This is a genomic window from Streptomyces sp. NPDC030296 (assembly GCF_055572815.1).
In genome coordinates, this window is sequence record NZ_JBVICQ010000008.1 from 354,852 (window position 1) to 376,749 (window position 21,898).

General features: G+C 70.1%; 21 protein-coding genes. 19 read left to right on the forward strand and 2 right to left on the reverse strand.

Features of this window, described 5'->3' with window-relative positions:
- Positions 1 to 194 precede the first annotated feature (194 nt).
- The 13 genes from ACZ4Z3_RS24505 to ACZ4Z3_RS24565 all read left to right on the forward strand — a co-directional run bounded on the left by ACZ4Z3_RS24505 (position 195) and on the right by ACZ4Z3_RS24565 (position 13,710).
- Complete coding sequence (locus tag ACZ4Z3_RS24505) at positions 195 to 740, forward strand: LemA family protein (RefSeq protein ID WP_055521858.1); 546 nt, start codon at positions 195 to 197, stop codon at positions 738 to 740.
- Between the two features lie 503 nt (positions 741 to 1,243).
- Positions 1,244 to 2,149 carry a pyridoxal 5'-phosphate synthase lyase subunit PdxS gene (gene pdxS, locus ACZ4Z3_RS24510; RefSeq protein WP_468503115.1) on the forward strand — a complete coding sequence of 302 codons (906 nt, stop codon included), beginning with the start codon at positions 1,244 to 1,246 and terminating at the stop codon, positions 2,147 to 2,149.
- Between the two features lie 6 nt (positions 2,150 to 2,155).
- Positions 2,156 to 2,764, forward strand: a complete 609-nt coding sequence (gene pdxT / locus ACZ4Z3_RS24515; RefSeq protein ID WP_468502997.1) for a pyridoxal 5'-phosphate synthase glutaminase subunit PdxT — start codon at positions 2,156 to 2,158, stop codon at positions 2,762 to 2,764.
- A 48-nt stretch (positions 2,765 to 2,812) separates the two neighbouring features.
- On the forward strand, positions 2,813 to 3,565 hold the full coding sequence (locus ACZ4Z3_RS24520; protein ID WP_468502998.1) for a YebC/PmpR family DNA-binding transcriptional regulator: 753 nt from the start codon (positions 2,813 to 2,815) through the stop codon (positions 3,563 to 3,565).
- Between the two features lie 140 nt (positions 3,566 to 3,705).
- Complete coding sequence (gene ruvC, locus ACZ4Z3_RS24525) at positions 3,706 to 4,272, forward strand: crossover junction endodeoxyribonuclease RuvC (RefSeq protein WP_468502999.1); 567 nt, start codon at positions 3,706 to 3,708, stop codon at positions 4,270 to 4,272.
- Positions 4,269 to 4,874, forward strand: a complete 606-nt coding sequence (ruvA, locus tag ACZ4Z3_RS24530) for a Holliday junction branch migration protein RuvA (RefSeq protein ID WP_468503000.1) — start codon at positions 4,269 to 4,271, stop codon at positions 4,872 to 4,874. Before ruvC ends, ruvA begins: the two co-directional genes overlap by 4 nt.
- A 96-nt stretch (positions 4,875 to 4,970) precedes the next feature.
- Positions 4,971 to 6,041: a Holliday junction branch migration DNA helicase RuvB gene (ruvB, locus tag ACZ4Z3_RS24535; RefSeq protein ID WP_055714943.1), complete on the forward strand. Its 1,071-nt coding sequence runs from the start codon at positions 4,971 to 4,973 to the stop codon at positions 6,039 to 6,041.
- A 174-nt stretch (positions 6,042 to 6,215) separates the two neighbouring features.
- On the forward strand, positions 6,216 to 6,710 hold the full coding sequence (gene yajC, locus ACZ4Z3_RS24540; RefSeq protein ID WP_055714942.1) for a preprotein translocase subunit YajC: 495 nt from the start codon (positions 6,216 to 6,218) through the stop codon (positions 6,708 to 6,710).
- Between the two features lie 133 nt (positions 6,711 to 6,843).
- Positions 6,844 to 8,628, forward strand: coding sequence for a protein translocase subunit SecD (secD, locus tag ACZ4Z3_RS24545; RefSeq protein ID WP_468503001.1), 1,785 nt, complete (start codon positions 6,844 to 6,846; stop codon positions 8,626 to 8,628).
- 1 nt (position 8,629) lies between these two features.
- On the forward strand, positions 8,630 to 9,724 hold the full coding sequence (gene secF, locus ACZ4Z3_RS24550) for a protein translocase subunit SecF (RefSeq protein ID WP_468503002.1): 1,095 nt from the start codon (positions 8,630 to 8,632) through the stop codon (positions 9,722 to 9,724).
- On the forward strand, positions 9,721 to 10,260 hold the full coding sequence (locus ACZ4Z3_RS24555) for an adenine phosphoribosyltransferase (RefSeq protein WP_468503003.1): 540 nt from the start codon (positions 9,721 to 9,723) through the stop codon (positions 10,258 to 10,260). Before secF ends, ACZ4Z3_RS24555 begins: the two co-directional genes overlap by 4 nt.
- A gap of 254 nt (positions 10,261 to 10,514) precedes the next feature.
- Positions 10,515 to 10,949 (forward strand): hypothetical protein, encoded by a 435-nt coding sequence (locus ACZ4Z3_RS24560; protein ID WP_468503004.1) that lies wholly within the window; start codon positions 10,515 to 10,517, stop codon positions 10,947 to 10,949.
- Positions 10,950 to 11,139: 190 nt separating this feature from the next.
- Entirely contained in the window at positions 11,140 to 13,710 is a 2,571-nt protein-coding gene (locus tag ACZ4Z3_RS24565; RefSeq protein ID WP_468503005.1) for a RelA/SpoT family protein, read from the forward strand.
- A gap of 79 nt (positions 13,711 to 13,789) precedes the next feature.
- Here the strand turns inward: ACZ4Z3_RS24565 and ACZ4Z3_RS24570 are convergent, their stop codons facing one another.
- Both ACZ4Z3_RS24570 and ACZ4Z3_RS24575 read right to left on the reverse strand, forming a co-directional pair.
- Positions 13,790 to 15,019 carry a DUF349 domain-containing protein gene (locus tag ACZ4Z3_RS24570; protein WP_468503006.1) on the reverse strand — a complete coding sequence of 410 codons (1,230 nt, stop codon included), beginning with the start codon at positions 15,017 to 15,019 and terminating at the stop codon, positions 13,790 to 13,792.
- A gap of 135 nt (positions 15,020 to 15,154) precedes the next feature.
- On the reverse strand, positions 15,155 to 15,991 hold the full coding sequence (locus ACZ4Z3_RS24575) for a peptidylprolyl isomerase (protein ID WP_468503007.1): 837 nt from the start codon (positions 15,989 to 15,991) through the stop codon (positions 15,155 to 15,157).
- 168 nt (positions 15,992 to 16,159) lie between these two features.
- On the opposite strand from ACZ4Z3_RS24575, the gene ACZ4Z3_RS24580 reads away from it, so the two are divergent.
- From ACZ4Z3_RS24580 to ACZ4Z3_RS24605, 6 genes are all read left to right on the forward strand, one after another.
- A complete protein-coding gene (locus ACZ4Z3_RS24580; RefSeq protein WP_468503008.1) occupies positions 16,160 to 16,876 on the forward strand; it encodes an MBL fold metallo-hydrolase in 717 nt (238 codons plus the stop codon).
- 13 nt (positions 16,877 to 16,889) lie between these two features.
- Positions 16,890 to 18,152 (forward strand): histidine--tRNA ligase, encoded by a 1,263-nt coding sequence (gene hisS, locus ACZ4Z3_RS24585; RefSeq protein ID WP_468503009.1) that lies wholly within the window; start codon positions 16,890 to 16,892, stop codon positions 18,150 to 18,152.
- Between the two features lie 136 nt (positions 18,153 to 18,288).
- A complete protein-coding gene (locus ACZ4Z3_RS24590; protein ID WP_468503010.1) occupies positions 18,289 to 18,936 on the forward strand; it encodes a vitamin K epoxide reductase family protein in 648 nt (215 codons plus the stop codon).
- Positions 18,937 to 18,984: 48 nt separating this feature from the next.
- Entirely contained in the window at positions 18,985 to 20,340 is a 1,356-nt protein-coding gene (locus ACZ4Z3_RS24595) for a replication-associated recombination protein A (protein WP_468503011.1), read from the forward strand.
- 301 nt (positions 20,341 to 20,641) lie between these two features.
- Positions 20,642 to 21,256, forward strand: a complete 615-nt coding sequence (rpsD, locus tag ACZ4Z3_RS24600) for a 30S ribosomal protein S4 (RefSeq protein WP_055537226.1) — start codon at positions 20,642 to 20,644, stop codon at positions 21,254 to 21,256.
- Positions 21,257 to 21,409: 153 nt separating this feature from the next.
- A complete protein-coding gene (locus tag ACZ4Z3_RS24605; RefSeq protein WP_099965489.1) occupies positions 21,410 to 21,892 on the forward strand; it encodes a DUF948 domain-containing protein in 483 nt (160 codons plus the stop codon).
- Positions 21,893 to 21,898 lie beyond the last annotated feature (6 nt).

The window sequence follows — 21,898 nt, forward strand, 5'->3', positions numbered from 1 at the left end:
TCGGAACGCCGGGCATCGGGTGGGCCGGGGCGGAGGCCCGCGTCGGCGGCGGTGCGGGCCGGGGGGCTGAAGGCCGGGGCTTCGGGCCGACAGGGGCGGAGACCCGCCTCGGCGGCGGTGCGGGCCGGGGGGTCTGAAGGCCCGGCTTCGGGTGGGTCCGGCGGTCGGGCCCGGCACCGGTAGCCTTGCCGCCCGTGACTTCGACACTCATCTGGATCGCGGTCGTCCTCTTCGCGATCGGCCTCTACCTGAGCTGGACGGCGGGGCGCCTCGATCGCCTGCACGCGCGCATCGACGCCGCCCGTGCGGCGCTCGACGCGCAGCTGCTGCGCCGTGCCTCGGTCGCCCAGGAGCTGGCCACCTCCGGGGTGCTGGACCCGGCCGCCTCCATCGTGCTCTACGAGGCGGCGCACGCCGCGCGGCAGGCCGAGGAGGAGCAGCGCGAGGTCGCCGAGAGCGAGCTGAGCCAGGCGCTGCGCGCCGTGTTCGGCGAGGCGCAGCAGGTGGAGGCGGTGCGGGAGGCGCCCGGGGGAGAGGACGCCGCGAACGAGCTGGCCCAGGCCGTCCGCCGGGTGCCCATGGCCCGCCGCTTCCACAACGACGCAGTGCGCGCGGCCCGCGCCCTGCGCCGCCACCGCAAGGTCCGCTGGTTCCGTCTCGCCGGCCACGCGCCCTTCCCGCTGGCCTTCGAAATGGACGACGAGCCCCCGGCCGCCCTGGCCGACCGACCGACGACCTGACGACGCGGCGACGCGAGTACGGCGACCGGGCCGAGGCCAAGCCAGGGCCGCGACGCTGCTGGCCAGAGGCGCGGGGAACCGCCCGACGAACCGCAAGACCAGCCCCCGCCACGCATCCCGGCCGCGCAGGGCGGCTCCGCGCACATCATCCGTGCGGCTTCGCGCGCGGTCCGTGCGGCTCCGCCCCCCGGCCCGTGCGGCTTCGCGCGCGCGGACGGAGCCGCTCCGCCCCCCGGCCCGGGCGGCGCGGACGCCGTCCGACCGGCTCCGCCCACCCCGTCCCGGCGGCTTCGCCCACCTCGTCCCGGCGGCTTCGCCCACCTCGTCCCGGCGGCTTGGCGCACGCCGTCCCGGCGGCTCCGCCCGCCCCGCCCGGGCGGGCCCCGCGGCGGAAAACGATCCACTGCCTATCCATTGGCCCTTGCAGTGGCCTGTGCCCCTCCCGTTTCCTCGGTGATTGCAGAAACCCTCTTCCACCGAGCGAGGTCGAACCCGTGTCCAGCTTGCCCAACACCGCCGCCCAGACCCCCGAGACCGGCACCGCCCGCGTGAAGCGCGGCATGGCCGAGCAGCTCAAGGGCGGTGTGATCATGGACGTCGTCACCCCGGAGCAGGCGAAGATCGCCGAGGACGCGGGCGCGGTCGCGGTCATGGCCCTGGAGCGGGTCCCGGCCGACATCCGCAAGGACGGCGGCGTCGCCCGTATGTCCGACCCGGACATGATCGAGGGCATCATCGAGGCCGTCTCCATCCCGGTCATGGCCAAGTCCCGCATCGGCCACTTCGTCGAGGCCCAGGTCCTGCAGTCCCTCGGCGTCGACTACATCGACGAGTCCGAGGTCCTCACCCCGGCCGACGAGGTCAACCACTCCGACAAGTGGGCCTTCACCACCCCCTTCGTCTGCGGCGCCACCAACCTCGGCGAGGCCCTGCGCCGCATCGCCGAGGGCGCGGCCATGATCCGCTCCAAGGGCGAGGCCGGCACCGGCAACGTCGTCGAGGCCGTCCGCCACCTGCGCCAGATCAAGAACGAGATCGCCAAGCTGCGCGGCTTCGACAACAACGAGCTGTACGCCGCCGCCAAGGAGCTGCGCGCCCCGTACGAGCTGGTCAAGGAGGTCGCCGAGCTGGGCAAGCTCCCGGTCGTCCTCTTCTCCGCCGGTGGTGTCGCCACCCCCGCCGACGCCGCGCTGATGCGCCAGCTCGGCGCCGAGGGCGTCTTCGTCGGCTCCGGCATCTTCAAGTCGGGCGACCCGGCCAAGCGCGCCGCCGCCATCGTGAAGGCCACCACCTTCTACGACGACCCGAAGATCATCGCGGACGCCTCCCGCAACCTGGGCGAGGCCATGGTCGGCATCAACTGCGACACCCTCCCCGAGGCCGAGCGCTACGCGAACCGGGGCTGGTAAGCACCCATGAGCAACACCCCCGTCATAGGCGTCCTGGCCCTCCAGGGTGACGTACGGGAGCACCTCATCGCCCTGGCCGCGGCGGACGCCGTGGCCAGGCCGGTGCGGCGCCCCGAGGAACTCGCCGAGGTGGACGGCCTCGTCATCCCCGGCGGCGAGTCCACCACCATCTCCAAACTGGCCGTCCTCTTCGGCCTCATGGAGCCCCTGCGCGCGCGTGTCCGCTCCGGACTGCCCGTGTACGGCACCTGCGCCGGCCTGATCATGCTCGCCGACAAGATCCTCGACCCGCGCTCGGGCCAGGAGACCATCGGCGGCATCGACATGATCGTGCGCCGCAACGCCTTCGGGCGTCAGAACGAGTCCTTCGAGGCGGCGGTCGACGTGACGGGCGTCGAGGGCGACCCCGTGGAGGGCGTCTTCATCCGCGCCCCCTGGGTGGAGTCCGTGGGCGCGCAGACGGAAGTGCTGGCCGAGCACGACGGTCACATCGTCGCCGTACGCCAGGGCAACGCGCTGGCCACGTCGTTCCACCCCGAGCTGACCGGCGACCACCGCCTGCACGCCCTCTTTGTCGACATGGTGCGCGCGAACCGGGCGGCGGGATCCTTGTAGGATCTCTGGGGTTCGTACGGAGTTGGGTAACGCGAAGGAGACAGGCAGATGTCCGGCCACTCTAAATGGGCTACGACGAAGCACAAGAAGGCCGTGATCGACGCCAAGCGCGGCAAGCTCTTCGCGAAGCTGATCAAGAACATCGAAGTCGCGGCCCGGATGGGCGGCGTGGACCTCGAGGGCAACCCGACGCTCTACGACGCCGTGCAGAAGGCGAAGAAGCAGTCGGTTCCCAACAAGAACATCGACTCCGCGATCAAGCGCGGCGGCGGTCTCGAGGCCGGCGGCGCCGACTACGAGACGATCATGTACGAGGGCTACGGTCCGAACGGCGTCGCGGTGCTCATCGAGTGCCTCACCGACAACCGCAACCGCGCCGCCTCCGACGTCCGCGTCGCCATGACCCGCAACGGCGGCTCGATGGCCGACCCGGGTTCCGTGTCGTACCTCTTCAACCGCAAGGGCGTCGTGATCGTCCCCAAGGGCGAGCTGTCCGAGGACGACGTCCTGGAGGTCGTCCTCGACGCGGGCGCCGAGGAGGTCAACGACCTGGGTGAGTCCTTCGAGGTGCTCAGCGAGGCCACCGACCTGGTCGCCGTCCGCACCGCCCTCCAGGACGCCGGGATCGACTACGACTCCGCCGAGGCCAACTTCGTCCCGACCATGCAGGTCGAGCTGGACGAGGAGGGCGCCAAGAAGATCTTCAAGCTGATCGACGCCCTCGAGGACAGCGACGACGTCCAGAACGTCTTCGCCAACTTCGACGTCAGCGACGACGTGATGGCCAAGGTCGACGCGTAACCGCCGCGAGCCGGACGGACTGCAGGTGCGAGCGGACTCCCACGGGCCGACGGGACACACCCCGTCGGCCCGTCGCGTTGTCGGCCGTTGTCAGTGGCACCCGATAGCCTGCACAAACAGGTGATCGATGGGAGGGGCGCGTGCGCGTACTGGGGGTGGACCCGGGGCTGACCCGTTGCGGAGTCGGCGTGGTGGAGGGCGTCGCCGGACGGCCGCTGACGATGCTCGGCGTCGGTGTCGTCCGCACGCCGACGGACGCCGACCTCGGTCACCGCCTCGTCGCAGTGGAGCAGGGCATCGAGCAGTGGCTCGACGAGCACCGCCCCGAATTCGTCGCCGTGGAGCGGGTGTTCAGCCAGCACAACGTCCGGACGGTCATGGGTACCGCCCAGGCCAGCGCCGTCGCCATGCTGTGCGCGGCCCGCCGCGGCATCCCGGTCGCCCTGCACACTCCCAGCGAGGTCAAGGCCGCCGTCACCGGCAGCGGCCGCGCCGACAAGGCCCAGGTCGGCGCCATGGTCACCCGTCTGCTGCGGCTCGACGCGCCCCCGAAGCCGGCGGACGCCGCCGACGCCCTCGCCCTCGCCATCTGCCACATCTGGCGGGCCCCCGCCCAGAACCGCCTCCAGCAGGCCGTCGCCCTGCACGCAACCCAAGCTCCGCACGCAGCCCGAGCACCGCACGCACGGAAAGGCCGTACGGCATGATCGCCTTCGTCAGCGGCACGATCGCCGCCCTCGCTCCCGACACCGCGGTGGTCGAGGTCGGCGGCGTCGGCATGGCCGTCCAGTGCACGCCCAACACCCTCTCCACCCTGCGCCTCGGCCAGCCGGCCAAGCTCGCCACCTCCCTCGTCGTCCGCGAGGACTCCCTCACGCTCTACGGCTTCGTCGACGACGACGAGCGCCAGGTCTTCGAACTGCTCCAGACCGCGAGCGGCGTCGGCCCCCGCCTCGCCCAGGCGATGCTGGCCGTGCACACCCCCGACGCCCTGCGCCGAGCCGTGTCGACCGGCGACGAGAAGGCGCTGATCGCCGTCCCCGGCATCGGCAAGAAGGGCGCCCAGAAGCTGCTGTTGGAACTGAAGGACCGCCTCGGCGAACCCATCGGCACCCCCGCGATCGGCGCCCCGGTCACCCAGGGCTGGCGCGACCAGCTGCACGCGGCCCTGATCGGCCTCGGCTACGCGACCCGTGAGGCCGACGAGGCCGTGTCGGCCGTGGCCCCCCAGGCCGAGGCCGCCGAAGGCACGCCCCAGGTGGGCCAGTTGCTGAAGGCCGCCCTCCAGACCCTGAACAGAGCCCGCTGACCGACCCGTTGAGGCCGCGCGCCGCACACGGGCCCGGCCCCCACGGCTCCTTCACCACCGCCCCTCCACCCGACCGCGACCCGCGAGGCACAGCAGATGAACTGGGACGACACGACCGACGCGACAGCCCCCGAGCGGCTGGTGGGTTCTGTCGCCGACCGTGAGGACCAGGCCGTCGAGGCGGCCCTGCGCCCCAAGGACCTGGACGAGTTCATCGGCCAGGAGAAGGTCCGCGAACAACTCGACCTCGTCCTGCGGGCCGCCCGCGCGCGCGGGGCGACGGCCGACCACGTCCTGCTCTCCGGCGCCCCGGGGCTCGGCAAGACCACCCTCTCCATGATCATCGCGGCCGAGATGGGCGCCCCCATCCGCATCACCTCGGGCCCCGCCATCCAGCACGCGGGCGACCTGGCCGCGATCCTCTCCTCCCTCCAGGAGGGCGAGGTCCTCTTCCTCGACGAGATCCACCGCATGTCCCGGCCCGCCGAGGAGATGCTGTACATGGCGATGGAGGACTTCCGGGTCGACGTCATCGTCGGCAAGGGCCCCGGAGCCACCGCCATCCCGCTGGAACTCCCCCCGTTCACCCTGGTCGGCGCCACCACCCGCGCGGGACTGCTGCCGCCGCCGCTGCGCGACCGCTTCGGCTTCACCGCGCACATGGAGTTCTACGAACCCGCCGAGCTGGAACGGGTCATCCACCGCTCGGCGAACCTCCTCGACGTGGAGATCAACCCGGAGGGCGCCGCCGAGATCGCCGGCCGCTCCCGCGGCACGCCCCGCATCGCCAACCGCCTGCTGCGCCGCGTCCGCGACTACGCGCAGGTCAAGGCCGACGGGATCATCACGCGCGACATCGCCGCCGCGGCCCTCGCCGTCTACGAGGTGGACGCCCGCGGCCTCGACCGTCTCGACCGCGGTGTCCTGGAGGCGCTGCTCAAGCTCTTCGGCGGCGGACCGGTCGGCCTGTCCACCCTCGCCGTCGCCGTGGGGGAGGAGCGCGAGACCGTCGAAGAGGTCGCCGAACCCTTCCTCGTCCGCGAGGGACTGCTCGCCCGGACCCCCCGCGGGCGGGTCGCCACCCCCGCCGCCTGGACCCACCTCGGACTCACCCCGCCACGCGGTACGACCGGCGGAAACGGACAACAGGACCTGTTCGGGGCGTGACCGTCTCGTGACGGCGGGGTACTCGCCCGGCGAGGAACCACGGTGACATGCTGTGCGTTGTTCCATCACGGTGGACTCGCTTAGACTCCGCCGATGCCGCCCTTGTCGGCAGCACACATACCCCCAACCATCAGGCCGCTCGCCATCGCGGTCGTGTGAAGGAAGTTCCGACCCGTGAGTCTCGTGACCCTCCTCCCGTTCATCGTGCTCATCGGGGCCATGATCCTGATGACCCGATCGGCCAAGAAGAAGCAGCAGCAGGCCGTCGACATGCGGAACCAGATGCAGCCCGGTTCCGGCGTCCGCACGATCGGGGGCATGTATGCGACGGTCAAGGAGGTCAGCGAGGACACGGTCCTCCTCGACGCCGGGCCGGGCGTCGAGCTGCTGTTCGCGAAGAACGCCATCGGTGCCGTCCTCAGCGACGAGGAGTACAACCGCATCGTCCACGGCATCGAGCACGACCTGAAGTCCGACGTCGTCCCGGACGACGCCTCCTCCCTCACCGAGACCGACGAGCCCTCCGACGACGCTTCCGCCGCTTCCGACGACAAGCCCATCGACCTCGGCAAGAAGGACGTGTCCGACGACGCGACCGACGAGACCGTCGAGGCGAAGGCCGACGAAGCAGAGCCGAAGAAGACAGACGGCGAGTCCGACGCGAAGTAGTCACGTCCCGGGAGCACGGGCGAGAACCGCCCGTGCCCCGGGCACGTGCCGTTCTCGCCCGGATTCCCGACACCAGTCATGGCCGCCCCCGCGCTGACCCCGCGCAGGGCGGCCCGAGAGGGAGTACGAGAAGGTGGCAGCACCGAAGAAGGGCCGGAGCGCCAGCACCCAGAGCAAGCCTGGGCGCGCGCTGGCCCTCATCCTGATCGCCATCGTGGCGCTCACTGGGGGAATGTTTGCCTCCGGACACACCAAGCCGCGTCTCGGCATCGACCTCGCCGGTGGTACGAGCATCACGCTGACGGCGATCAACGAGCCCGGCCAGCCCAACGCGATCAACAAGACCAACATGGACACCGCGGTCGAGATCATGAACCGCCGTGTCAACGGTCTGGGCGTCTCCGAGGCGGAAGTGCAGACCCAGGGCAATGAGAACATCATTGTCAACATCCCCAAGGGCACGGACTCCGAGGAAGCCCGGGACCAGGTCGGCACGACCGCGAAGCTCTACTTCCGCCCCGTCGTGAAGGTCGAGGGCAGCGGAGTCCCGCCCGTCCCGACCACCCCGCCGAGCGGTGACGCCAGCGGCAGCGCCTCGCCGAGCCCCTCGAAGTCCGGCGACAAGAACGCGGACAAGGGCACCGACAAGGCGACGTCTCCCGAGTCCCCGAGCCCCACGGGCTCCGCGACCTCGCAGGGCCGCGCCGTCACCGACGCGCTGAAGGCCGACCCGACGCCGACCCCGAGCGGCTCCGGCTCCCCGAAGCCCTCCGACAAGGCTTCGCCGACCCCCACCCCGAGTGCCGACAAGGCCACCCAGGACCTGGAAGCGGCGTACGCGAAGCTCGACTGCAGCGACCCGAAGCAGCGGGCCGCGGCCGGCAAGGGCAAGAACGACCAGCCCATCATCGCCTGCGGTGAGGAAGCCCCGAAGGTCTGGAGCAAGTTCCTGCTCGGCCCGGTCGGCGTCGACGGCACGGAGATCACCAAGGCGCAGGCGATCCTCGACACCCAGAACGCGGGCGGGTGGAAGGTCGTCATGGACTTCGACTCCAAGGGCGGCAAGAAGTTCCTCGACGTCACCACCAAGCTCGCCGGCCAGCCCTCCCCGCAGAACCAGTTCGCGATCGTCCTGGACGACGAGGTGGTCTCGCACCCCGAGGTGAACGGCCCGATCACCGGCGGCAAGGCCGAGATCTCCGGCAGCTTCACCCAGGAAGAGGCCCAGAACCTCTCCAACATGCTGTCCTACGGCGCGCTCCCGCTGACCTTCAAGGAGTCCAGCGTCACCACGGTGGACGCCGCGCTCGGCGGTGAGCAGCTGCACGCGGGTCTGATCGCCGGCGCCATCGGGCTCGCCCTGGTCGTGATCTACCTGCTCGTGTACTACCGCGGCCTGTCGTTCATCGCGATCGCCTCGCTGCTGGTCTCCGCCGCGCTCACCTACGTGATCATGTCGCTGCTCGGCCCGGCCATCGGCTTCGCGCTGAACCTGCCGGCGGTGTGCGGTGCGATCGTCGCGATCGGTATCACGGCGGACTCGTTCATCGTGTACTTCGAACGCGTCCGGGACGAGATCCGCGAGGGCCGTACGCTCCGTCCGGCCGTCGAGCGCGCCTGGCCGCGTGCCCGACGCACCATCCTGGTCTCCGACTTCGTGTCGTTCCTCGCCGCCGCGGTGCTCTTCGTGGTCACCGTCGGCAAGGTCCAGGGCTTCGCGTTCACGCTCGGTCTGACCACCCTGCTCGACGTCGTCGTGGTGTTCTTCTTCACCAAGCCGCTGCTGACGCTGATGGCCCGCAGGAAGTTCTTCGCAGGCGGCCACCGCTGGTCCGGCCTCGACCCGAAGAGCCTGGGTGTGCAGCCCCCGCTGCGCCGCACGCGCCGTCCCGCCCCCGCCGACCCGAAGGAGGCCTGAGATGTCCAAGCTCGGTGACCTCGGAGCACGACTCCACCGCGGCGAGGTCGGCTACGACTTCGTCGGCAACCGCAAGATCTGGTACGCGGTCTCCATCCTGATCACCATCACGGCCATCCTCGGCCTGGCGGTGCGCGGTATGAACATGGGCATCGAGTTCCAGGGCGGTGCCGTCTTCACCACCCCGAAGACCAGCGTCTCCGCCACCCAGGCCGAGGAGGCGGCGGAGAAGGCGTCCGGCCACGACGCGATCGTGCAGGGACTCGGCACCGGCGCGCTGCGGATCCAGGTCTCCGGTGTGGACACCGGTCAGGCCGACCGGATCAAGCAGGACATCGCCGAGGACCTCAAGCTCGACGCGGACAAGATCAGCGCCGAGCTGGTCGGCCCCAGCTGGGGTGACCAGATCGCCGACAAGGCCTGGCAGGGCCTCGCCATCTTCCTGGTCCTCGTGGTGATCTACCTGGCGATCGCGTTCGAGTGGCGCATGGCCGTCGCCGCGTTCGTCGCCCTGATCCACGACATCACCATCACCGTCGGCATCTACGCCCTCGTCGGCTTCGAGGTGACGCCGGGTACGGTGATCGGTCTGCTGACCATCCTCGGTTACTCGCTCTACGACACGGTCGTCGTCTTCGACAGCCTCAAGGAGCAGACGAAGGACATCACCAAGCAGACCCGCTGGACCTACAGCGACATCGCCAACCGCTCGATCAACAGCACCCTGGTGCGGTCCATCAACACCACGGTGGTCGCGCTGCTGCCGGTCGCCGGTCTGCTCTTCATCGGTGGCGGTGTCCTCGGCGCGGGCATGCTCAACGACATCTCGCTGTCGCTGTTCGTCGGTCTCGCGGCCGGTGCGTACTCCTCGATCTTCATCGCCACGCCGCTCGTCGCCGACCTCAAGGAGCGCGAGCCGCAGATGAAGGCCCTGAAGAAGCGGGTCCTCGCCAAGCGCGCCCAGGCCGAGCAGACGGTGGAGACCGCCGCCGACGGCCCGCACGGGGACCAGCACGAGGACGCGACGCCCGCCGTGGTCGGGCCGCGCTCCCAGTCCGGTGCCCGCAGCCGGGGCCGGGGCGGTAAGCGGCGATGACCGACGTCAAGGAGCTGCTGCTCAGCCGCATCCGTGATGTGGCGGACTATCCGGAGCCGGGCGTGATGTTCAAGGACATCACCCCGCTGCTGGCGGACCCGGCGGCGTTCACCGCGCTGACGGACGCGCTGGCCGAGGTCACCGTGCGGCACGGCGCCACGAAGATCGTCGGCCTGGAGGCCCGCGGCTTCATCCTGGGCGCCCCGGTCGCCGTCCGGGCCGGCGTCGGCTTCATCCCCGTACGCAAGGCGGGCAAGCTCCCCGGGGCGACGCTCAGCCAGGCGTACGACCTGGAGTACGGCTCCGCCGAGATCGAGGTGCACGCCGAGGACCTCGTCACGGGCGACCGCGTCATGGTCATCGACGACGTCCTCGCCACCGGCGGCACCGCCGAGGCCTCCCTTCAGCTGATCCGCCGCGCGGGAGCCGATGTGGCGGGCGTCGCGGTGCTGATGGAGCTGGCGTTCCTGGCCGGACGGCAGCGCCTTGAGCCGGCGCTCGGCGGAGCGCCGCTGGAGGCGCTGATCACCGTCTGAGACGGTTCGCGCGACCGCATGGAACGGGCGCCCCGGGATTCGTCCCCGGGGCGCCCGTCCCGTTTGTGGACGTTCGCCACTCGCTGCGTACACGTTCTTTGCCCGTAGTGCACATGTTCGCCATACGTAATTGCGGAACGTAAGAAACCCCCGTTGAAAGCTCAGATCTTGCTCAATGCGGTTGGATTTGCATGATCGCTCCTGCCAAGATCGATCTTGAACTCCCCGTAGGGGGAGAAAACGGGAGGAAAAGTATGACCATCACGCGTAAGTTCGCGTCCGGCGCCATCGCCGTGGCGTCCGTCGCCGCCATGTCCGCCGCGGCCGCCCCGGCCAGCGCTGCGCCCAAGGCCGCCGACACCGCGGTCACGACCGTCGCCCTCAAGGCGAACCCCTGCACCAGCTGGAAGAACGCCGTCGGCATCCCGGGCAAGTGGAGCAAGTCCAAGTACGGGTGCGCCATCCTCGGCCGACCGGGTCTGAAGGTCACCTACCGCTGGGCCGCCGAGCGCGGCAAGCCCTGCATCAAGGTGAAGGGCTTCGTCAAGGGCGGCCCGAAGGGCTTCAAGACCAAGTGGTACAACGCCGGCTGCGGCAAGTCCGGCTTCATCAAGAACGTCCCCTGGGGCAATGTCGCGGCGGACCGTGAGATCCAGATCAAGGGTGCCTCGCTGCTCAAGTGGCGCTGATGCCTGACGTGCGGTAACTGACCACTACACGCACCCCGAGGCGGGCCCGGAGGAATCCGGCGCCCGCCTCTCGCGTTTCACGGGTAGACGGCCCTCACAGTGGCCTGAAGGCGATCCTGGCGCGCAGGATCGCTACCATGGGTGGTCCGGAGCCTGACCGGGGGACCCGGATCGCGCACGAGGAGCCCTCTTGGCAGACGAGGCCCAGCACCTGACCGCCGCCAAGCCCGAGTCCGCCTCGGGCCCCGCGGCCAAGCCCGCGCAGAACGCGACGCAGGCGAAGAACCCCGCGCAGGGCTCCGTCGAACACGCCCAGTCCGCGCCCGCCGACAAGGCCGCCGAGCCGTCGCGCCCCAAGCCCGCCGCCGACGCCGGCCGGACCGGGGCCGACCCGGCGCCCGAGCGCCCCGTCCCCACCCCGGCGCCCCCGGCCCGCTCCGCCGCCCCCGGCCAGCCCGCCCGCTCCGGCTCCTCCAACCGCGTCCGCGCCCGTCTCGCCCGGCTCGGCGTGCAGCGCTCCAACCCGTACAACCCGGTCCTGGAGCCGCTGCTGCGGATCGTGCGCAGCAACGACCCCAAGATCGAGACGTCGACGCTCCGCCAGATCGAGAAGGCCTACCAGGTCGCCGAGCGCTGGCACCGGGGCCAGAAGCGCAAGAGCGGCGACCCGTACATCACCCACCCCCTCGCGGTGACCACGATCCTCGCCGAGCTGGGCATGGACCCGGCCACCTTGATGGCGGGCCTGCTGCACGACACGGTCGAGGACACCGAGTACGGCCTCGACCAGCTCCGCCGCGACTTCGGCGACTCCGTCGCCCTCCTCGTCGACGGCGTCACCAAGCTGGACAAGGTCAAGTTCGGCGAGGCCGCCCAGGCCGAGACCGTGCGCAAGATGGTCGTCGCCATGGCCAAGGACCCCCGCGTCCTGGTCATCAAGCTCGCCGACCGCCTGCACAACATGCGCACCATGCGCTACCTCAAGCGCGAGAAGCAGGAGAAGAAGGCGCGCGAGACCCTGGAGATCTACGCGCCGCTCGCCCACCGCCTGGGCATGAACACCATCAAGTGGGAACTGGAGGACCTCGCCTTCGCGATCCTCTACCCCAAGATGTACGACGAGATCGTCCGCCTCGTCGCCGAGCGGGCCCCCAAGCGCGACGAGTACCTCGCCATAGTGACCGACGAGGTGCAGCAGGACCTGCGCGCGGCCCGTATCAAGGCGACCGTCACCGGCCGCCCGAAGCACTACTACAGCGTCTACCAGAAGATGATCGTCCGCGGCCGCGACTTCGCGGAGATCTACGACCTGGTCGGCATCCGCGTCCTGGTGGACACCGTCCGCGACTGCTACGCGGCCCTGGGCACCGTCCACGCCCGCTGGAACCCGGTTCCGGGGCGGTTCAAGGACTACATCGCGATGCCCAAGTTCAACATGTACCAGTCGCTGCACACGACGGTCATCGGGCCCAACGGCAAGCCCGTCGAACTCCAGATCCGCACGTTCGACATGCACCGCCGCGCGGAGTACGGCATCGCCGCGCACTGGAAGTACAAGCAGGAGGCCGTCGCCGGCGCCTCCAAGGTGCGCACGGACGCCCCCCGGACCTCCGGCAAGGACGACCACCTCAACGACATGGCGTGGCTGCGCCAGCTGCTGGACTGGCAGAAGGAGACCGAGGACCCCGGCGAGTTCCTGGAGTCCCTGCGCTTCGACCTGTCCCGCAACGAGGTCTTCGTCTTCACCCCCAAGGGCGACGTCATAGCGCTGCCGGCCAGTGCCACGCCCGTCGACTTCGCGTACGCGGTGCACACCGAGGTCGGCCACCGCACCATAGGCGCCCGCGTCAACGGCCGCCTGGTGCCCCTCGAATCCACCCTCGACAACGGCGACCTGGTGGAGGTCTTCACCTCCAAGGCGGCCGGCGCGGGCCCCTCCCGCGACTGGCTCGGCTTCGTGAAGTCGCCCCGTGCCCGCAACAAGATCCGCGCCTGGTTCTCCAAGGAGCGCCGCGACGAGGCCATCGAGCAGGGCAAGGACGCCATCGTCCGCGCCATGCGCAAGCAGAACCTGCCGATCCAGCGCATCCTCACCGGCGACTCCCTGGTCACCCTCGCGCACGAGATGCGCTACCCGGACATCTCCGCGCTGTACGCCGCCATAGGCGAGGGCCATGTCTCCGCGCAGAGCGTCGTGCAGAAGCTCGTCCAGGCCCTCGGCGGCGAGGAGGCGGCCACCGAGGAGATCGACGAGTCGGTACCGCCCACCCGCAGCCGCCGCAAGCGGCGCGGCAGCAACGACCCCGGTGTCGTCGTCAAGGGCGTCGACGACGTCTGGGTCAAACTGGCCCGCTGCTGCACCCCCGTCCCCGGCGACCCCATCATCGGCTTCGTCACCCGGGGCAGCGGCGTCTCGGTCCACCGCAACGACTGCGTCAACGTCGAGTCACTGTCCCGTGAACCCGAGCGCATCCTCGAGGTCGAGTGGGCGCCCACCCAGTCCTCGGTCTTCCTCGTCGCCATACAGGTCGAGGCCCTGGACCGCTCCCGGCTGCTGTCGGACGTCACCCGCGTCCTGTCCGACCAGCACGTCAACATCCTGTCGGCGGCCGTCCAGACCTCCCGCGACCGCGTCGCCACCTCCCGCTTCACCTTCGAGATGGGCGACCCGAAGCACCTGGGCCACGTCCTGAAGGCCGTCAGGGGAGTGGAGGGCGTCTACGACGTGTACCGGGTGACATCGGCGCGCAGGCCCGGCTGACCCGGGAGGACCGGAAACGAGTGAGGGGCTCCCGTACGCACCGTACGGGAGCCCCTCACTCGTCGTTGAGCACGCGGCGTCAGCCGCCGAACTCCTGCAGACCCTTCAGCGCCTGGTCCAGCAGCGCCTGGCGGCCGTCCAGCTCACGCTGGAGCTTGTCGGCCTTGGCGTTGTTGCCCTGGGCGCGGGCCTGCTCGATCTGGCCCTTCAGCTTGTCCACGGCGGCCTGGAGCTGGCCCGTGAGACCGGCCGCGCGGGCGCGTGCCTCCGGGTTCGTCCGGCGCCACTCCGCTTCCTCGGCCTCCTGGATGGCCCGCTCGACCGCGTGCATCCGGCCCTCCACCTTCGGGCGGGCGTCGCGCGGCACATGGCCGATGGCCTCCCACCGCTCGTTGACCGAGCGGAAGGCCGCACGGGCAGCCTTGAGGTCCGTCACCGGAAGGATCTTCTCCGCCTCGCCGGCCAGCTCCTCCTTGAGCTTGAGGTTCTCCGACTGCTCGGCGTCACGCTCGGCGAACACCGAGCTGCGGGCGGCGAAGAACACGTCCTGGGCGCCGCGGAAGCGGTTCCACAGGTCGTCCTCGTGCTCGCGCTGGGCGCGGCCCGCCGCCTTCCAGTCGGCCATCAGCTCGCGGTAGCGCGCGGCCGTGGGGCCCCAGTCCGTCGAGTTCGACAGGGCCTCGGCCTCGGCGACCAGCTTCTCCTTCGTCTTGCGGGCCTCCTCGCGCTGCGCGTCGAGCTGCGCGAAGTGGGCCTTGCGGCGCTTGGAGAACGCCGACCGGGCGTGCGAGAAGCGGTGCCAGAGCTCGTCGTCGGACTTCCGGTCGAGCCGCGGCAGGCCCTTCCAGGTGTCCACCAGGGCGCGCAGCCGCTCACCGGCCGCCCGCCACTGGTCCGACTGCGCCAGCTCCTCCGCCTCGGTGACCAGCGCCTCCTTGGCGTGTCGCGCCTCGTCGGACTGCTTCGCCCGCTGCTGCTTGCGCTCCTCACGGCGCGCCTCGACGGTCTCGACGAGCTTGTCCAGCCGCACCTTGAGCGCGTCCAGGTCACCGACCGCGTGATGCGCGTCCACCTGCTCGCGAATGTGGTCGATCGCGGCCTGGGCGTCCTTCGCCGACAGGTCGGTGGTCTTCACCCGCTTCTCGAGGAGGCCGATTTCGACGACCAGGCCCTCGTACTTGCGCTCGAAGTAGGCCAGCGCCTCATCGGGGGAGCCGGCCTGCCAGGAACCGACGACCTGCTCGCCGTCGGCCGTACGCACGTACACGGTCCCCGTCTCGTCGACGCGGCCCCACGGGTCGCTGCTCACAGCGCCTCCTCCACATGATGCCTGCGGGGGGCCTTGGCTCCCCCGGGCATCGTCCACAGTTTCGTCACGGCCAACATAGGCGACCGGCGGGTTGCCTGTCCGCATCCCGCGCGACCGAAATTTCGCTGTTCGCGGTCAGGACTTCTTGACAGTCGCCTTGTTGATCACCACGGTCGCGTTGGGCGTCCCATCACCCATGCCCGTGTTCTCTCCCGCGTCGGCGATCTTCTTCAGGACCTTCATGCCGTCCTTGCTGACCGTGCCGAACGGGGTGTAGTTGGCCGGCAGCGGGCTGTCCTGGAACACCAGGAAGAACTGGCTGCCGCCGCTGTTCTTGCCCTGACCGGTCTGAGCGTTGAACTGGTTCGCCATGGCGACCGTGCCCGCCGGGTACGTATTGCCCTTCAGACGCGAGTCCTTCAGATTCTCGTCCGGGATGGTGTAGCCGGGGCCGCCCATGCCGGTGCCCTTCGGGTCACCGCACTGGAGCACGTAGATGCCCTGCGTGGTGAGACGGTGGCACTTGGTGTGGTCCAGGTAGCCCTTGTTCACCAGGAAGTCGAACGAGTTGACGGTGTGCGGGGCCTTCGCCGCGTCCATCGTTATGCCGATGGCACCGCAGGTCGTCTGCAGGTCCATCGTGTACTTCGCGGTCTTGTCGATGGTGATCGCGGGTTCCTTCTTGAAGGTGAGTTCCTTCACCTTGCCCGCGGCCGGCTTCTCGCACGGGTCCGGCGCCTTGCTGGGCTTGGGGCTCGGCGACACCTCCGAGCTCGCGTTCTCCTTCTTGCCGTCGTCCTTCAGGACCCCGGTCGTGTACAGCGCGAGGCTGCCGACCAGGATCACGCCGAGAACCGAGGCGATCACGGCGTTGCGGACATGTGCCTTGCGCCGGGCCTGGGTACGCCGCTGCTGCTGCCGCAAGAACTTCTCCCGGGCGAGCTGACGCCGCCGCTGCTCCTGGCTGACCACCGGGTTCTCTCCCTATGCGTCTCGTACGTCGACGGGTGCGTCGCGCGTCTCGTGAGCCGACTGATTGTGTGTGACCCGTACCGTATATGGGTTCGCTGAGGAAACGGCAGCGCCGGTAGGCTCTGATCCACAGCAACCCACCCCTCGTACGACACAAGAAGGACGATCGTGCTCATTGCCGGGTTCCCCGCCGGGGCCTGGGGGACCAACTGTTATCTGGTCGCCCCCGCCGCCGGTGAGGAGTGCGTGATCATCGACCCGGGCCACCAGGCCACCCAGGGAGTCGAGGAGACGCTGAAGAAGCATCGGCTCAAGCCCGTCGCCGTCGTCCTCACCCACGGCCACCTCGACCATGTGGCCTCGGTCGTCCCGGTGTGCGGCGCGCACGACGTACCGGCGTGGATCCACCCCGAGGACCGGTACATGATGAGCGACCCCGAGAAGGCGCTCGGCCGCTCCATCGGCATGCCGCTCATGGGCGAGCTGACCATCGGCGAGCCCGGCGACGTCAAGGAGCTGACCGACGGCTCGAAGCTGGAGCTGGCCGGTCTGGAGCTGTCCGTCGCGCACGCGCCCGGCCATACCAAGGGGTCGGTGACCTTCCGGATGCCCGAGACCACGGAGGTCCCCTCCGTGTTCTTCTCCGGGGATCTGCTCTTCGCCGGCTCCATCGGACGCACCGACCTGCCCGGCGGTGACATGGCCGAGATGCTCGACTCGCTGGCCCGCGTGTGCCTGCCGCTCGACGACTCGACCGTGGTGCTGTCCGGCCACGGCCCCCAGACGACCATCGGCCAGGAGCGCGCCACCAACCCGTATCTGCGGCAGGTGGCGGCCGGCGGCCAGGGAACGGGTCCGACGACCCCTCCCCGACGAGGAATGTGACGAGAGACCTTCCGTGAGTACCTTCCAGGCCCCCAAGGGCACGTACGACCTGCTGCCCCCGGACAGCGCCAAGTACCTGGCCGTCCGCGAGGCCATCGCCGCGCCGCTGCGCGACTCGGGCTACGGCTACATCGAGACGCCCGGCTTCGAGAGCGTCGAGCTGTTCGCTCGCGGTGTCGGGGAGTCCACCGACATCGTGACCAAGGAGATGTACGCCTTCGAGACCAAGGGCGGCACCAAGCTCGCCCTGCGTCCGGAGGGAACCGCCTCCGTGCTGCGCGCGGCCCTGGAGGCCAACCTGCACAAGGCGGGCAACCTCCCGGTCAAGCTCTGGTACTCGGGCTCCTACTACCGTTACGAGCGCCCCCAGAAGGGCCGCTACCGCCACTTCTCCCAGGTCGGTGCCGAGGCCATCGGAGCCGAGGACCCGGCGCTGGACGCCGAGTTGATCATCCTGGCCGACCAGGCGTACCGCTCGCTGGGCCTGCAGAACTTCCGCATCCTGCTCAACAGCCTGGGCGACAAGGAGTGCCGTCCCGTCTACCGGGCCGCGCTGCAGGAGTTCCTGCGCGGCCTGGACCTCGACGAGGACACGCTGCGCCGGGCGGACATCAACCCGCTCCGCGTCCTCGACGACAAGCGCGAGTCGGTGCGGAAGCAGCTCGGTGACGCCCCGCTGCTGCGTGACTACCTGTGCGACGCCTGCAAGACGTACCACGAGGAGGTGCGCGAGCTGATCACGGCGGCGGGAGTCTCCTTCGAGGACGACCCCAAGCTGGTCCGCGGCCTGGACTACTACACGCGCACGACCTTCGAGTTCGTCCACGACGGACTGGGCTCCCAGTCCGCGGTGGGGGGCGGCGGCCGCTACGACGGTCTGTCCGAGATGATCGGCGGCCCCGCGCTGCCGTCCGTCGGCTGGGCCCTCGGCGTCGACCGCACGGTCCTCGCCCTGGAAGCGGAGGGCGTCGAGCTCGAACTCCCCGCCTCCACCAGCGTGTTCGCCGTCCCGCTCGGCGAGGAGGCCCGCAGGGTCCTGTTCGCCAAGGTCACCGAGTTGCGCAAGGTGGGGATCGCGGCCGACTTCTCGTACGGCGGGAAGGGCCTCAAGGGCGCGATGAAGAACGCCAACCGCAGCGGCGCCCGCTACGCGATCGTCGCGGGGGAGCGGGACCTCGCCGAAGGTGTGGTGCAGCTCAAGGACATGGAGTCCGGCGAGCAGGTCGCGATCGGCGTGAACGAGATCGTGGCCGAGCTGGAAGCCCGACTGGGCTGAGTCAAGCCGATGCCGCCCCCGTCGCCCGATCCGGCGACGGGGGCGGCGTTTATGTCCAGCGAACGGTGGACGCGCGAGGGTGTACGGCACAATGACCGTGCGCCAGAGGCCCCTTCGACCCTACGGATACGACGTGATGAGCAAGACGACAGTCAAGGACGTCTCCACAGAACCCGAACATCACGACGCCCCGCGCACGGTGGGCGCGGGCCGTGCCTTCGCGTTCATGCTGGTGCTCACCGGCGCGGCCGGACTGCTCGCCGCGTGGGTCATCACGATCGACAAGTTCAAGATCCTCGAAGCCAAGGTCGCGGGTGAGACGTTCACGCCCGGGTGCAGCCTGAACCCGGTCGTCTCCTGCGGCAGCGTCATGGAGAGCGAGCAGGCCTCCGTCTTCGGCTTCCCCAACCCGATGCTCGGCCTCGTCGCCTACGGCATCGTCATCTGCGTCGGCATGAGCCTGCTCGCCCGCGCCCGCTTCCCCCGCTGGTACTGGCTGACCCTCAACGGCGGCACCCTCTTCGGCGTCGCCTTCTGCACCTGGCTGCAGTTCCAGTCCCTGTACCGGATCAACGCGCTGTGCCTGTGGTGCTCGCTCGCCTGGGTCGCGACGATCACCATGTTCTGGTACGTGACCTCGTTCAACGTCCGCCACGACCTCCTGCCCGCCCCCGGCTGGCTGAAGCGGTTCCTCGGCGAGTTCACCTGGGTCCTGCCGGTCACCCACGTGGGCGTCATCGGCATGCTGATCCTGACCCGCTGGGGCGCCAACCTCTGGGCCTGACCCGGTCACGGCGGGGAGTGTCGTACCTCTGACGTAGGCTCCCGAAGTGTGGAGCCCGATCTGTTCACCGCCGCCGCCGAAGAACGCCAGGAGAAGGACCCGGCCGCCAGCCCCCTGGCCGTGCGGATGCGTCCGCGCACCCTCGACGAGGTCGTGGGCCAGCAGCATCTGCTGAAGCCCGGCTCACCCCTGCGCAGACTGGTCGGCGAGTCCGGCGGCGGACCCGCCGGCCCCTCCTCGGTGATCCTCTGGGGCCCGCCCGGCACGGGCAAGACGACCCTCGCGTACGTCGTCTCCAAGGCCACCAACAAGCGTTTCGTGGAGCTCTCCGCGATCACCGCCGGCGTCAAGGAGGTCCGCGCGGTCATCGACGGCGCCCGCCGCGCCACCGGCGGCTTCGGCAAGGAGACCGTCCTCTTCCTCGACGAGATCCACCGCTTCAGCAAGGCCCAGCAGGACTCCCTCCTCCCGGCCGTCGAGAACCGCTGGGTCACCCTGATCGCCGCGACCACGGAGAACCCGTACTTCTCGGTGATCTCCCCCCTGCTGTCCCGCTCCCTGCTCCTCACCCTCGAACCCCTCACCGACGACGACGTGCGCGGCCTCCTCCAGCGGGCCCTGACCGACGACCGCGGCCTCAAGGGTGCCGTCACCCTCCCCGAGGACACCGAGGCCCACCTCCTGCGCATCGCCGGCGGTGACGCCCGGCGCGCGCTGACCGCCCTGGAGGCCGCGGCCGGCGCCGCCCTCGACAAGGGGGAGCGGGAGATCGGCCTGACGACCCTGGAGGAGACCGTCGACCGGGCCGCCGTGAAGTACGACCGCGACGGCGACCAGCACTACGACGTGGCCAGCGCCCTCATCAAGTCCATCCGCGGCTCCGACGTCGACGCCGCGTTGCACTACCTGGCCCGCATGATCGAGGCAGGCGAGGACCCCCGCTTCATCGCCCGCCGCCTGATGATCTCCGCCAGCGAGGACATCGGCCTCGCCGACCCCAACGCCCTGCCCATAGCCGTCGCCGCCGCGCAGGCCGTCGCCATGATCGGCTTCCCGGAGGCGGCGCTCACCCTCAGCCACGCCACCATCGCCCTGGCCCTCGCCCCCAAGTCGAACGCCGCGACCACCGCCATCGGCGCCGCCCTGGAGGACGTCCGCAAGGGGCTGGCCGGGCCGGTGCCAGCCCACCTGCGGGACGGCCACTACAAGGGCGCGGCCAAGCTCGGCCACGCCCAGGGGTACGTGTACCCGCACGACCTGCCCGAGGGGATCGCCGCCCAGCAGTACGCGCCGGACGCCCTGAAGGACCGCGCCTACTACACCCCGACCCGCCACGGGGCCGAGGCCCGGTACGCGGACGCCGTGGAGTGGACCAGGAAGCACCTCGGTCGGAAGCAGTCCTGAGCCCCCTGTAGACTGCCCTTCAGTGCTGCGTCCCGTGTCCGGCTCCGGTCGGCGCCTCAGGCGGGACATCCAGCCGGATCCTCGGATCCAGGAGCGTCGCGCACCGTCGTAGGTGTCGCGGGCCGCCCACCACCACCCGGATTTCCCGGGACCGGTCGGTGGGCCGTTCGTGTGCTGCACGTATGTGCCCAGACCAGGGAGCGGCTGCCCGGAAGTCCCTCGTGGACCTGACGGGAATCCCCGGCTGCGGATGCGACCTCCCGTAACCCTGAGGCAGCCGAATACAGGAAAAGGAAAAACAGTGGCGAACCAGTCCCGCCCCAAGGTCAAGAAGTCGCGTGCCCTCGGCATCGCGCTGACCCCGAAGGCCGTCAAGTACTTCGAGGCCCGTCCCTACCCGCCGGGCGAGCACGGCCGCGGCCGCAAGCAGAACTCGGACTACAAGGTCCGTCTGCTGGAGAAGCAGCGTCTGCGCGCGCAGTACGACGTGTCCGAGCGCCAGCTCGTCCGCGCCTACGAGCGTGCCTCCAAGGTCCAGGGCAAGACCGGTGAGGCCCTGATCATCGAGCTCGAGCGCCGTCTCGACGCGCTGGTCCTGCGTTCGGGCATCGCCCGCACGATCTACCAGGCCCGCCAGATGGTCGTCCACGGCCACATCGAGGTCAACGGCCAGAAGGTCGACAAGCCGTCCTTCCGCGTCAAGCCGGACGACGTCGTCATGGTCCGTGAGCGCAGCCGTCAGAAGCCGCTGTTCGAGATCGCCCGCGAGGGCGGTTTCGCCGCGGACGGTGAGACCCCGCGCTACCTCCAGGTGAACCTCAAGGCCCTGGCGTTCCGCCTGGACCGCGAGCCCAACCGCAAGGAAGTCCCGGTCATCTGCGACGAGCAGCTCGTCGTCGAGTACTACGCCCGTTGATCCTTCGACGGACGTAGTACGGACCACGCGTCAGCCCGTCGTCCTCCCGCCTCTCCCGGCGGGCGGGACGGCGGGCTCTCGCCTTCTGGGGTGGGCGTTAATGCGGTTCGGAGTGACCGCCCCGGCGCGATAGGCTCGGGACACGACTTCTCGATGTTCAGGCATGTCTCAGGGAGCGGGTGGCACACAGTGTCCGGTGGAGAGGTGGCCGGGATCCTGGTGGCCGTCTTCTGGGCGATCCTGGTCTCCTTCCTCGCCGTCGCGCTGGCGAGGCTGGCCCAGACGCTCAAGGCGACCACCAAGCTCGTCGCGGACGTGACCGACCAGGCCGTCCCCCTCCTCGCCGACGCCTCCACCGCCGTCCGCTCCGCGCAGACCCAGATCGACCGGGTCGACGCCATCGCGTCCGACGTCCAGGAGGTCACGTCGAACGCCTCGGCGCTCTCCACCACCGTCGCCTCCACTTTCGGCGGCCCCCTCGTCAAGGTCGCCGCCTTCGGCTACGGAGTGCGCCGGGCCATCGGCGGCCGCCGCGAGGGCGAGGCACCCGGGGACCAGCGGCGCACGGTGATCGTGGGCCGCACGGTCCCGGGGGCACGTCGAAGCAAGCGCAGCACCCGTGGAAAGAAGGACTGACCGAGC